This window comes from Paenibacillus maysiensis (genome assembly GCF_000520815.1).
GTDB classification, from domain to species: domain Bacteria; phylum Bacillota; class Bacilli; order Paenibacillales; family Paenibacillaceae; genus Paenibacillus; species Paenibacillus maysiensis.
This window is the reverse complement of record NZ_ASRY01000207.1, coordinates 1-12,861: the sequence shown is the minus strand read 5'-3', so window position 1 is coordinate 12,861 and position 12,861 is coordinate 1. Positions and strand designations below refer to the sequence as shown.

10 protein-coding genes, 1 pseudogene and 1 CRISPR repeat array are annotated in these 12,861 nt (G+C 42.0%); all 11 genes and pseudogenes read left to right on the top strand.

Annotated elements, in window-relative coordinates; translation table 11 throughout:
• Window positions 1–473: 473 nt before the first annotated feature.
• Complete coding sequence (locus L696_RS0114780; RefSeq protein WP_025684327.1) at window positions 474–2,963, top strand: CRISPR-associated helicase/endonuclease Cas3; 2,490 nt, start codon at window positions 474–476, stop codon at window positions 2,961–2,963.
• 113 nt (window positions 2,964–3,076) lie between these two features.
• Window positions 3,077–3,796, top strand: coding sequence for a type I-C CRISPR-associated protein Cas5c (cas5c, locus tag L696_RS0114775; RefSeq protein WP_025684326.1), 720 nt, complete (start codon window positions 3,077–3,079; stop codon window positions 3,794–3,796).
• Window positions 3,793–5,703: a type I-C CRISPR-associated protein Cas8c/Csd1 gene (cas8c, locus tag L696_RS0114770; RefSeq protein WP_025684325.1), complete on the top strand. Its 1,911-nt coding sequence runs from the start codon at window positions 3,793–3,795 to the stop codon at window positions 5,701–5,703. Before cas5c ends, cas8c begins: the two co-directional genes overlap by 4 nt.
• A 43-nt stretch (window positions 5,704–5,746) precedes the next feature.
• Window positions 5,747–6,622, top strand: coding sequence for a type I-C CRISPR-associated protein Cas7/Csd2 (gene cas7c / locus L696_RS0114765; RefSeq protein ID WP_025684324.1), 876 nt, complete (start codon window positions 5,747–5,749; stop codon window positions 6,620–6,622).
• Complete coding sequence (gene cas4, locus L696_RS0114760; RefSeq protein WP_025684323.1) at window positions 6,609–7,268, top strand: CRISPR-associated protein Cas4; 660 nt, start codon at window positions 6,609–6,611, stop codon at window positions 7,266–7,268. The genes cas7c and cas4 overlap by 14 nt, the downstream gene beginning before the upstream one ends.
• Window positions 7,265–8,296 carry a type I-C CRISPR-associated endonuclease Cas1c gene (cas1c, locus tag L696_RS0114755; protein ID WP_025684322.1) on the top strand — a complete coding sequence of 344 codons (1,032 nt, stop codon included), beginning with the start codon at window positions 7,265–7,267 and terminating at the stop codon, window positions 8,294–8,296. The genes cas4 and cas1c overlap by 4 nt, the downstream gene beginning before the upstream one ends.
• A gap of 8 nt (window positions 8,297–8,304) precedes the next feature.
• Entirely contained in the window at window positions 8,305–8,595 is a 291-nt protein-coding gene (gene cas2, locus L696_RS0114750; RefSeq protein WP_025684321.1) for a CRISPR-associated endonuclease Cas2, read from the top strand.
• 181 nt (window positions 8,596–8,776) lie between these two features.
• Window positions 8,777–9,080: direct repeats of the CRISPR family, unit length 33 nt; unit sequence GTCGCACTCTGTATGGAGTGCGTGGATTGAAAT.
• A gap of 787 nt (window positions 9,081–9,867) precedes the next feature.
• Window positions 9,868–10,476 carry a hypothetical protein gene (locus tag L696_RS0114735; RefSeq protein ID WP_025684320.1) on the top strand — a complete coding sequence of 203 codons (609 nt, stop codon included), beginning with the start codon at window positions 9,868–9,870 and terminating at the stop codon, window positions 10,474–10,476.
• A 28-nt stretch (window positions 10,477–10,504) separates the two neighbouring features.
• Window positions 10,505–11,356: a hypothetical protein gene (locus L696_RS0114730; RefSeq protein ID WP_025684319.1), complete on the top strand. Its 852-nt coding sequence runs from the start codon at window positions 10,505–10,507 to the stop codon at window positions 11,354–11,356.
• A 133-nt stretch (window positions 11,357–11,489) separates the two neighbouring features.
• A complete protein-coding gene (locus L696_RS0114725) occupies window positions 11,490–11,714 on the top strand; it encodes a hypothetical protein (protein ID WP_025684318.1) in 225 nt (74 codons plus the stop codon).
• A 353-nt stretch (window positions 11,715–12,067) separates the two neighbouring features.
• A pseudogene (locus L696_RS0114715) lies at window positions 12,068–12,861 on the top strand (transcriptional regulator); the annotation flags it as partial.

The following is a 12,861-nucleotide window of genomic DNA, read 5'->3' as shown; positions in this document are numbered from 1 at the left end:
ACGCCTGTTCAGTATCGCCAAGAAGCCCTTAAAAAAGTTGTCTGATTTACTGTTGACAATTCAGTCGCACTCTGTGTGAGTGTGTGGATTGAAATCGTGGAGGGTGAAAGCGAGGGGCAGGAACTTATATCGCACTCTTTTGTATAGAGTGTGCGTGGGTTGAAAATGGGGAGCATGAGGCAGCCACACGCACAACTTAGAGAATATAAAATGGGATAGGCGGTTGTATTTAATTTGGGGATTCTTAATTGATGCTTAATTCAGCTTAACTATTGAATTTATTTTTTTGGAGGAAAAGGTAAATAAATGTCGAAAGAGTAAAAGTAAATATATCTTTGTTCCTTTTTTATCAACATATTGGTAAATAGGTCTTAGTTCATAAGAATCGTTCAGCAGAACGTAAAGCCGATATTGAACAAAAGTATGGGCATATTCAGACGAACATCCCAACCATTGAATAAGGAGATTAAAACATGCAATATATTGCCCACATACGGGAAAGTGACCAAGAGATTCAGACGGTAGCAGACCACCTGTTGGAAACTCAACAGCTAGCAGAATCTTATGGAGACAAAATAGGTATCCGACATATTACCGGACTCGCTGGTATGCTGCATGATTTGGGCAAATACACAGAAAAGTTTCAAGATTACATACGTTTGGCGGTGCAAAATCCTGACAATCCACCGAAACGAGGAAGCGTAGATCATTCTACCGCTGGTGGAAAGTTATTATACAATCTTTTTCACATTCAACCTCAAGGGACATTTGATAAGCAGGATTTCATGAACAAAGCTTTATTATCTGAAGTTGTAGGGAATGCGATTATTTCACATCATGCCTATTTGCAGGATTTTTTAGACCCTGATCTGGAATCGAAATTTTTGGATCGGGTGCGTGACCGAGAGTTAGAGGGATTTGATCATGCAACTGCCCTTTTTTATGAGCAGGTGATGGAGGAATCTGCGTTTTATCATTATGTGAATCAAGCAGGGGCCGAGTTGGCTCATTATATGAAACGGGATCATAATCCAGACGTTGAACTCAAAATGCTGTTCTTATCCAAGTTTGTTTTTAGCGCTTTGATTGATGCGGATCGCACGAATACCCGTTGTTTTGAAGAAATTAATATTAAAGGCGAAAAAAATGACAATGAACCGATGAATCGCCAACAGCTATTTCAAACGTATTACGAAAGATTAATGGAGCGAATTAACGCTCTGCAATCAGGAGAGGCTGCCAACACAACCATTAATTTGCTTAGAAAACAAATGTCCGAGCAATGTGAGCAATTTGCAGACAAGCCTTCCGGGATACATACACTCTCCATACCCACTGGGGGTGGAAAAACGCTGGCAAGTTTGCGTTATGCCCTAAAACATGCAGTTACATTTGAAAAAAAGCATATCATCTACGTCGTTCCATTCACGACGATTATTGAACAAAACGCGCAGGAGGTTCGCAAAATTATACGGGATGACGCTAACATTCTGGAGCATCACTCGAATGTGGTCATGAACGAGGTAGAAGATATAGATCGTGAGGAGCATGAGCTTGAAGATGTTGTTGTGAATACACATCAAAAATTAAAGCTGGCTAAGGATAATTGGGATTCGCCCATCATTTTCACGACCATGGTGCAATTTTTAAATGTACTTTACGCAGATGGCAGCAGAAATGTCCGCAGACTTCACAATTTGAGTGAGTCTGTCATCATTTTTGATGAGGTCCAAAAAGTCCCCACTCACTGTATTTCATTGTTTAATCAAGCGCTGAATTTTTTGAAAACGTATGCCAGTTCAAGTATTGTTCTTTGCACTGCTACCCAACCGGAATTGGATTTTGTACATAACAAGCTGGACATCGAGCCGGATGCGGAAATGGTCCATAATCTCGATCATGTCATAGAGAAGTTTAAACGGGTTGAAATTGTTGACAAGGCGACGAACGGTACTGTGAATACGGAAAAACTTGCCGATTTTGTTGAGCAAAAGCTCGCTGATGAACCAAGCGTCCTCGTTATTCTCAATACAAAAGCGGTGGTCAAAAATTTATATCTTCGACTAACAGAAGGAAACAGTGCAATCCCGGTTTACCACCTAAGTACATCCATGTGTCCGGCTCATCGCAATCGCATATTGGAGAAAGTAAAACAACATTTAAATGATAAGGAACCTGTCATTTGTATCAGCACACAACTCATCGAGGCAGGAGTGGATATTAGCTTTACCTGTGTCATTCGATCCTTGGCTGGTCTGGATTCGATTGCACAAGCGGCAGGCCGATGTAATCGCCACGGAAGAGATGAAACAAAGCAGGTGTATGTCATTGATCATGAAGAAGAGAATCTCAAGCGGCTCAAAGAAATTAAAATCGGCAAAGAAATTACCAGAAAAATGCTCATTGACTTAAAACGTGACAAAACCAGCTTCGGCGGTAACGTATTATCCGCACAGGCTATGGAAGTATATTTCCAAAAATATTATACCGAGCTGGCAACCGACTTGAACTATTTTATACCTAAGCTAAGAAAAAACATGACTGAGCTATTATCTGTCAAACGAAGTGAAAATACCTACTATCGCTCTTATTACGATGAAAAGGGCACGATTCTCCCTCTATTTCTAGCGAATAGCTATAAGACCGCAGCAGAATACTTTCAGGTCATTAAAGATCATACAACAGCAGTTATCGTTCCATATGGAGATGGAGAGAAGGAAGGAAAAGAGATTATCGCTGATCTCAACGGACAGCAAAGCATAGACGATCTTACCAGTCTGCTACGCAGGGCGCAACAATTCACCATTAATATATTGCACCATGAGAAAGAAGAACTGGATCACAATAAGGCGCTGATTCCTTATTTGGATGGAAAGATATGGGCTTTGACTGAGGGGGCCTATGATGATTTATTTGGGCTGAATCTTCATAATGATAGTTTGCATGATGGTTTTATTCTCTAAGAATGCCTTTATAGGAGCTAAAGAGCCTATTTTTTGCGTTGACTGACTATGGCAAAAGTAATATTCTGGTACTATGTTTAGATAAAAAGACCTAGAAAGGAGGAAGTTACCAGTTGAGAAACGCAATCGAATTTAGAGTGTACGGAGATTATGCACTGTTCACTGACCCGCTAACCAAGCTGGGTGGTGAGAAACTAACCTACAGTGTCCCCACCTATCAGGCATTAAAAGGGATCGTAGAAAGTATTTATTGGAAGCCTACGATTACGATAGTTATAGACAAGGTTCGTGTTCTAAACGCTATCCGAATGGAATCGAAGGGGATTCGGCCCATTGAATATAGCGGCGGTAATACGCTTGCTAATTATACTTATCTCAAAGATCCTTGCTATGAGGTTCAGGCTCATTTTGTTTTTAATCTACATCGTCCTGAGCTGGAATATGATCGTAATGAGAATAAGCATCACAATATACTCAAACGCTCGTTGCTTGCGGGTGGGCGCAGAGATATTTTCCTCGGTACACGGGAATGCCAAGCTTATGTGGAGCCTTGTGTTTTTGGTGAGTCCCCTGGTTTCTATGATAACTACGGCGAAATTCATCTGGGAAACATGGTGCATGGAATGAACTACCCGGATGAGACAGGCAGGAATCAGTTGGAAGTACGCTTGTGGAATCCGGTGATGAAGGATGGAGTCATTGAATTTATTCCACCGGAGAAATGCCCACAAGTTCGTATCATAGGCGAAATGCATTCCAAACAATTTGGTGAAAATAACGTTCAATCCGCAGATGAGCTGCTTGTAGAGTGGGAGGGGTGGGGCATGAAATGAGCTGGCTGCTAAATCTATTTGAAACATATGAATCCAATCTTGGCCGTGTGGGTGTGATTGAGAAGAAATACAATGATCGCGAGTACACGCTCCTGCCCATCTCTCATACAACTCAAAATGCACAAATTGAAGTGGAGATTACAGAGCAAGGCGATTTTCATTCAGCCCGAGTGCTGGATAAAGACGATTTTAGTACATTGATTCCTTGCACGGAGAAGTCAGCCAGTCGGGCTGGTTCTGTCGTAGCGCCTTATCCGCTGCATGATAAATTAAGCTATGTTGCCGGAGATTTTGTCGTCTATGGTGGAAAGATCAAAAAAGAAGAGCCTTTTGCGGCTTATATTCAGCAGTTAGAGGGTTGGGCTAATTCAGAATTTGCTACGCCCAAGCTGAAAAGCATCTATCGCTACTTGAGCAAGCGCCGACTGATTCAAGACTTGGTAGGCGAGCCTGTTTTATATCTTGATGCGGATCAGAAATTAATAAGTACATGGGACAAGAAGTACGAACCTTTACATGGGGAAAAACCACGTATATTTACGGCAGTTCCCGGTGAAGTGGAGAGCGTATTTATTCGTTTTAACGTGTATTCACCAGATAAAGCGTTAACTAAAGTCTGGCAGGATATAGAACTATATGATTCATTTGTTGGTTACTACAGCCAACTATTGGGCGAAGAAGATATTTGTTATGTAACCGGGAAGAAGCTTCCCGGTACAGATAAACACGCGAATAAAATCAGAAATTCCGGAGATAAAGCCAAGCTGATTTCGGCAAATGACACGAGCGGTTTCACGTTCAGAGGACGTTTTGCTCACAGTCATGAAGCAGCAAGCATCAGCTACGAGGTATCACAAAAAGCTCATAATGCCTTAAAGTGGCTGATTCATCGTCAAGGGAAAATCATGGAGGGTCGTGTCTTTCTCGTCTGGGGAAATGATGATACGAATGTTCCGAGTTGTACCGACAATGACAACATCTTTGCAATGGATTTTGGCTCTGAATCATCGCAGCCGATAGCAATCCAAGGTCATACTAACGAGGAGTTTGCTTTTGATCTGGCCAAAGCACTATCGGGTTATCGTAATAAACTGGCTATCAAATCGGCGTCCAAAGCAAATGTCAATATTCTTGTGCTTGACTCAGCGACAACGGGACGCATGGCTGTTCTGTATTATCGGAATTTGGATAAAAAATTGTATTTTGACAAGCTGATAGACTGGCATTCTACATGCGCCTGGCTGCACCGTTATCAGAAGGACGAGCAAGGTGAGCTGCTACAATTTTGGGGAGCGCCGGCGACGAAGGACATTGCTTTTGCGGCTTACGGTCCGAAGGCGAATGACAAGCTCGTTAAAGGTCTGATGGAACGAATGCTTCCGTGTATCGTAGATGGTCGAAAAATTCCGCAGGATATTGTAAGGAGTGCTACTCACCGTGCCTCTAACCCGGTAGCTATGGATAAATGGGAATGGGAGAAGACACTGAGTATAACATGTGCATTGATTAACCAACGGGAGGGATACAATGTGGCATTAGATAAAGAAAATATGGATCGCAGTTATTTATTTGGCAGACTGTTGGCGATAGCTGATGTGATGGAACGAAGCGCATTAGACAAGGATGAGAAGCGATCTACGAATGCAATCCGATATATGAGTGCTTTCTCACAACATCCAGAAAGAACCTGGAGGACCATTCAAAATGCCTTGCAGCCACATCAGGCCAGACTTGGCAAACGCTTAAACTATTATACCAATATGATTGATGAAGTGCTTGACAAAATCCCCTTCAACGAGTTTGACAATAAACCATTGACCGGGAAATACTTGTTAGGACTCAGTAGTCAACGCTATGAAATCTACCATAATAATCATAAAAACATGAATGAACAGCAGGAATCCTAAGTGACTTTAAAACTATGTAGGTACATTAAAGGAGAGTAATCATATGTCTATTTTGGATCATAAAATTGATTTTGCTGTTGTATTGTCTGTCGCGAAAGCCAATCCCAATGGTGATCCCCTGAATGGCAATCGCCCACGGCAAAATTACGATGGTTATGGCGAAATTTCAGATGTGGCTCTGAAACGGAAAATAAGAAATCGTCTGCAGGATATGGGCGAGTCTATTTTTGTTCAATCGAATGATCGGAAACTGGATGCTTTTCATAGCTTAAGAGAACGTGCTGAAGCCAATCCTGAGCTGGGAAAAATGTTCAAGAATAAGGAAGGCTCAGGTGAGGATTTTGCGAGAGTTGCCTGTCAGGAATGGATGGATGTTCGTAGTTTTGGTCAAGTTTTTGCATTTAAAGCGGCGGGTAAAGGGGCAGGAGTATCTGTGGGGGTAAGAGGGCCTGTATCTATACATACGGCAACGAGTGTTCTCCCTATTGATATTACCAGTATGCAAATTACCAAAAGTGTAAATTCCGAACCAGGGAGCGAAAAAGGCTCCGACACTATGGGGATGAAGCATCGGGTGGATTTTGGTGTGTACGTATTTAAGGGAAGCATTAATACACAGCTAGCCGAAAAAACAGGATTTACAAACGAAGATGCCGCAAAGATCAAGGAAGCGCTAATTTCCTTGTTTGAAAATGATGTATCCTCCGCCCGTCCTGACGGCAGCATGGAGGTTCATAAAGTCTATTGGTGGGAGCATAATTCCAAGCTTGGAAAATACTCATCTGCTAAAGTACACCGTTCTGTAGAAGTGAAACCGAAAGAAGATGCAAGTGCAATCGACAAATCTTTTGACACCCATTATGAATGCACAGTAACACCGCTCGAAGGCTTAGAGGTCCAAGAGTATGCAGGGCTTTAACGAAGAAGATTATTTGCTACTATCCGGTATACAGCATTTTAATTTCTGTAGAAGACAATGGGCGCTTATTCATATCGAGCAGCAATGGGAAGAAAACGTGCGGACGATTGAAGGCAATCATTTGCATCGAAAAGCGGATCAGCCGATGATTCGTGAGAAAAGAGGGGATAAGCTCGTCGTGCGCGCATTACCTGTACATTCCAGAGAGCTTGGAATCACCGGAATCTGCGACGTGGTAGAGTTTATACGCGATCCCCTTGGTGTTCCGCTTGCAGGGGAGGAAGGTACGTACCTTCCTTTTCCTGTGGAATACAAGCGCGGCAAACCGAAACGAAATGATTCGGATCATGCCCAGTTGGTCGCACAAGTGATGTGTCTTGAAGAAATGCTCGTGTGTGAGATTTCCAAGGGCTACTTTTATTACGATAAGATCAAACATCGCGTAGAGGTTATCATCACGGCGTCTGACCGGGAGCGTGTACGTACAGGCTTGCAGGAAATGCGGCACTATTTTGAGCGAAACCATACGCCTAAAGCCAAAGCGGGGCCGCATTGCCAAAGCTGCTCGCTTCAACACATATGTGTGCCGGAGATTTTGAATAAAAAATCAGTTTCAAGCTTTATTGAGAGCAGGCTGGCTGAATGAAAAAACTACTGAACACATTATTTGTCACGATGCCGGATACGTACTTGTCACTGGATGGGGAAAATATCGTAATCAAGCAAGAAGAGTCCATTCTTGCACGATATCCTTTGCATAATTTGGAGGCGGTTTGCACTTTTGGCTATGCAGGAGCCAGTCCCGGCCTAATGGGAGCTTGCGCCACACGCAACATAGACTTAACCTTCATGACGCGAAGCGGACGTTTTCTGGCACGAGTTACGGGCGAAAGCCGGGGAAATGTGGTACTGAGAAAAGAACAGTATCGGATTTCAGATGATGATAGAAGAAGCACTCTTGTTGCCAGAAACATGATTATAGGGAAATTATATAACCATAAATGGATTTTGGAACGGGCGACGCGGGACTATCCTCTTCGTATTGATACAGGACGAATGAAGAAGGTAAGCGCTTCTTTGTCCGAGATCATGAAGCAGGTTCGTGAAGTGGAGGAACTGGACATATTACGCGGCTTGGAAGGGACGGCGGCGGTTCAGTACAATTCGGTTTTCGATGAGCTGATCTTACAGCAAAAAGAAGATTTTTATTTCCATGGACGCCATAAGCGCCCGCCTCTGGATAATGTGAATGCGTTGCTATCCTTTGCCTATACACTGCTGTCCAACGACATGAAATCCGCTCTGGAAGCCGTCGGGCTGGATGCTTACGTAGGTTTTCTGCATAGAGATCGTCCGGGGCGAGCCTCATTGGCACTGGATGTGATGGAGGAGCTTCGAGGAGTATATGCCGACCGTTTTGTGCTGTCCTTGATTAATAAAAAGTTGATTCATGGCAAAGGATTTTACAAAAAAGAAAACGGAGCTGTCATGATGGACGATGATACGAGGAAAATCGTATTGAAGGCATGGCAGGAACGGAAGCAGGACAAGATTATTCATCCTTATTTGAATGAGAAAATGTCTTGGGGGCTTGTGCCTTATTCTCAGGCTTTGCTCTTGGCTAGGCATATTCGTGGGGATTTGGACGAGTACCCTCCATTTTTGTGGAAGTAGGTGTAGTCTTGTTAATTCTAATTACTTATGATGTGAGTACAGTAGACAGAGAAGGCAGAAAAAGATTGGCCAAGGTTGCGAAAAAGTGTGTAGATCACGGACAAAGGGTGCAAAATTCTGTGTTTGAATGCATTTTGGATTCGACCCAGTTCCGCCGTTTAAAGTATGAATTAGAAGAGTTGATAGACAAAAAAGAAGACAGCCTGCGATTCTACAATTTAGGGGATAACTATAAAAAGAAAGTAGAGCATATGGGGGCAAAAGAATCTTACGATATGGAAAGCCCGCTGATTCTGTAAGGTGCGAATGTGAAGCTCACATAAAAACCCCGGGTCCTTCGCACCTCGAAATTTGTCGAAAAGGATTAGAATCCACTTTCTATAATAGAAGTCAAGGGTGGATTCAAGCTTTTTTAGCATCGTTTTTTGCGAAAATGTATGGAATTGATATCATTAGCGTATCAATTTCTGTATTTTCGCTGTCGCACTCTGTATGGAGTGCGTGGATTGAAATATATTTGATTTATTAGTTCCAGCGGCACGCGATAGTCGCACTCTGTATGGAGTGCGTGGATTGAAATATCAATGAGAGGATCATCCAGCACGGCAGTCTTTGTCGCACTCTGTATGGAGTGCGTGGATTGAAATCTCTTGGAGTAATACACGGGTAAGCTCGTTCCGCAGTCGCACTCTGTATGGAGTGCGTGGATTGAAATTGTCAAGAACTATTCGCACCATGTGAATACTATGTAGTCGCACTCTGTATGGAGTGCGTGGATTAAAATGTTGAGTTCTTGTCTTGCCCTCTCAAAATATTCGTTGTCGCACTCCATGTGAGTGCGTGGATTGAAATTTACTCAGCTTATCCAATGTTTGACGGTACTTATTCAGTCGCACTCTATATGAGAGTGTGGAATGACTCTGGTGATGCTTGGTTACAGAAGCTCTGCTGCGAGTTGCTTGAGCACTGGTGGCGTAGCGATGAGCGGGCCTTTCGACCTGTTGCCTTTAACATAAACCTTGACCTTCGCGGGTATAGTAAACAACGCCTTGACCCTCAACAACTGGATAGCCGCTCACATCATCAGTTAGTGAAGTTTATACATGTTTTCCAGTGCTGCTAGGCATGTTTCTCATCGTGAAGATGCAGGATGCCTTCTGAATCCAAAAATGCGAAACGTGGTAGTGTAGCCGATCCAGACATGGTTCATGTCCTCCTAATATGGTATTTCGAAAAATCAAAAAGGCCGGCACATTGGCCGACCTGATCACTGAAGCGTTGCGCCTCGATTCGTCTTATTCGATTTTCCATGATACAAATTTACCACAGCAAAAGTCCAGTGACGGGCCACTTCAAGGCCATATTCAGGACAAATATAGGCCACGGAAACACTTTTCTATGAAAAGTGTTTTTTCTCCGCAACTTTTTCCATCCATGATCAGTCTACTATCCATGAAGGCTTTTTTTTCCAAATCTAATTAAGATTGAAAGGAAGTTCAAATTTATTCAAACTCCTGTATATAGATGAGGGGAAGCCTATCGCTATATCATGAAAGGATGAGAAAAAAATTATGACGAAAAAGTGGGTATCTTTATTTTCTGTTATTTGCACTGTTTTCCTTCTTTTTGGCTCTAGTTCTATTTATGCAGAGAGTTATTATGCTGGGGTCAACAAGTACGGAAGTCAGTATTTAGGTATGACTGCTACCATTACAACTCCGGGTAAATTGCCTACGCTTGGTACTAGTGGTGAGTCAGCTTGGGTAACAAATGTCACTCCAAATAGAGATTGGATTCAAACAGGTATCCGATATTATTCAGGATATCCGGGATTTACAACTTACGTTGAACATACTGTTAATGGTGCTTATGGTATGCAGGAAATAGGGACTCACCTTTTATCTTCATCTGTAAAATATATGGTTCAATATGGTTCTGACAGTAAATGGCATGCATATATTGGGGGTTATGATAAGGGGAGCTGGAGCTTAGGAACAAATAATAATGTACAAGCGCAAGCAGAAACCCATTCAACAAATACTCAAATGGGGCCATTCCAATTTACTGGTGTGCAATACAAAAATACAAGTGGTGTGTGGAAAGCAAATGATACAGCCCCGTCTGCCGATAGTCCATATCATGTCAGCAAAACGGATAATGCAAATTACAAAGTCTATTAAACGATGATTGTAAAGGAGGCTGAAAGCATTGAAACATAAAAAGTTGTTACTCGTTGGGGCTGCACTTAGCATTCTTAGTGGGGCTTTTTATATTAATTCCATTTCTGCCGAGAGTCCTACTGAGCTTATTCAAACCAAGCTTTCTCAGCAAGGAGTATCTATTTCAAGTATTAGTGCCCAACAGGGGGACTTGAAAGTGAAAACGAAATCAGCTTCAAGTTCTGGAAAAGCTACAATTGATGACATTAAAGCGATCCGCGCGGTTCGAAATGAAGTACGGAGTGGAGTCAACGGGACCAATGAAATCAAAAATATTGATTTAGCTATTAAAGGTGCGAATGGAAAAACGATTTATGATGCTGTTTCTAATGATGTTACTCATATCCCGGACTTTTCGAAAAAAATCCAAGGCTCCCTAGAGTCGACAAAGGTTCTGGAAGCTGTTTATGGTAAACTGCAAGGAAACGGTATGGATGTAAAATCGGTAGATATTACAGATAGTGTTATTGGTGGAAAGCTGGCAACGATTGTGATTGCAGCGGATGTCTCCGAGATCAATAGTCTGGTTCCTAAAATTGAACAGTGGATAATGGCGTTAAATGACGCTAAAGACAGCAGTGGTATTTCTCAATATGATCTGACTATCAATGGTAAAGATAATGAAGTATTATTCTATTTGACAGCAGATTTAGTATATCGTGATTTTTATTGGTGGCAATCTGATGCTTTAGGCGGTGAAATTTGGACGAACTCCGGGCCTGAAAGTGAGAAGTCTGCTTACAGTAAAGACAAAGTTGAGGCGACACTTGAAAAAGGGATTACTGCTGAACCATCCGGAGTAGATAATAACGGTTTGGAAGAGCTACAAATTAAAAAATAAAGATTATAAAGTATTTTGAAAAGGCATTCCTCATTAAAACGAGGAATGCCTTTCTTACTAAAATAATTCACAAAAGAATAAGGTGCCGGATAATTCCCACCCGGTACCTTTAAATAAGTTGGAGGTAATAAATATGCTCTATCTATACATGATTGTCAGTCTCATCGTGTTTTATGTCCTGGTTTTCATCCTCTCTCTGTTTAATATTCATATAATTAAAGGTGATGAACTGATTTACATTTTACTGGTCATGATCATTGGCATTCTTATATATATTGCCGAAACTCTGGATGAAAAAAAGAATGAAAAAAAGAAAAATGAGCCCCGAACCATTGATATAACGGATGACGCATCTTAGCTATACATTCTTTTCTTTTTTATAGTTCTTATCAATCATTTCAACCCTCAAGGCAATGGCAAGAATACTAAGGGCTTCCGACTTTATACGCGGAATGTCCTGTCGCTCAATCCCAACTCTCCACAATGCGGGGGTTGTTTGTATAGCATTCAAAACCCGTGTGAAATCTTTTCCTTGGGTCTATCAAATTTTAATTTTCTCGCTCGTGTCACCATGTCCTTTCTGGACAACTTATGCCAAACGTAGTTTTTCCGCATGAGTTGCAAAAAAATGTTGACAGTTGTTAATTTTTGGACAAAAATAGTAATTGATCTTTAAAATTATGGAATTTTTATGTGAAGGGTGGTTATGATTTGAAGCATACACCTACGGTTTTAGCGGAGTTGGAAGATTATCTAAAGCAAAACGACTTGACTTTGGCTCAATTTGCGGAATGTTCAGGTGTTTATCAAAGAACGCTTAGTAATTGGGTTATTCAACATCGTCCTGTTTCCGTACAACAGCTTGACCGAATCACGTTGGCCATGGGATTATCGGAGGGTTATTTTTACGAACTATACATAGAAAATTACATCATCGACCTTTCCCCGAATTGGCGGCGAATCGAGCCACTATTATATCGTTGTGCGGAACTGGACAAGCTGGATGCGATCCGTCGAATGGTTGGACATATTATGGACAATCCGTTGTATTCGCCCAGACTATTTGACATTGCGGAAGCGCTATTTGCACAGGGACGACATGCTGCTGCGTTGCTGCTCTATGAGAATGTAGCAGAAGTGGAAAAATATCAACATTCTGAACGCTTGGCAATCTGTCAATATCGTATATTCACAATTCAGGTTGGAGACGATCAGAACCGAAATCTCAAGGCAGCTACGCTATTTGAACCCTTTGTCGAACGTTTGGATGAAATAGATCAACTTGATGCGTTGAAAGATCTGGCGAATGTGTATCGTTCTTTGCGTGAATGGGACAGGCTGGATGCAACAGCTAAAAAAATGAGAGATAAAGCGGAAATTCAATATACGATGATACACCAGCAGAAGAAGCAAAAGCGTGAGGAACCTGATAAGAAGCTGAGTCGCCCCCTGTTTGTGTACATCAGTTATGCCGATTTACTGTGTGCCAGTGTCTGTGAAGCCCG

What these genes read in the sequence shown, in the direction of transcription:
- cas4 (WP_025684323.1), top strand. Translation starts at nt 6,609, where the DNA reads ATGCAGGGCTTTAACGAAGAAGATTATTTGCTACTATCCGGTATACAG.
- cas8c (WP_025684325.1), top strand. Translation starts at nt 3,793, where the DNA reads ATGAGCTGGCTGCTAAATCTATTTGAAACATATGAATCCAATCTTGGC.
- cas7c (WP_025684324.1), top strand. Translation starts at nt 5,747, where the DNA reads ATGTCTATTTTGGATCATAAAATTGATTTTGCTGTTGTATTGTCTGTC.
- L696_RS0114780 (WP_025684327.1), top strand. Translation starts at nt 474, where the DNA reads ATGCAATATATTGCCCACATACGGGAAAGTGACCAAGAGATTCAGACG.
- cas1c (WP_025684322.1), top strand. Translation starts at nt 7,265, where the DNA reads ATGAAAAAACTACTGAACACATTATTTGTCACGATGCCGGATACGTAC.
- L696_RS0114735 (WP_025684320.1), top strand. Translation starts at nt 9,868, where the DNA reads ATGACGAAAAAGTGGGTATCTTTATTTTCTGTTATTTGCACTGTTTTC.
- L696_RS0114725 (WP_025684318.1), top strand. Translation starts at nt 11,490, where the DNA reads ATGCTCTATCTATACATGATTGTCAGTCTCATCGTGTTTTATGTCCTG.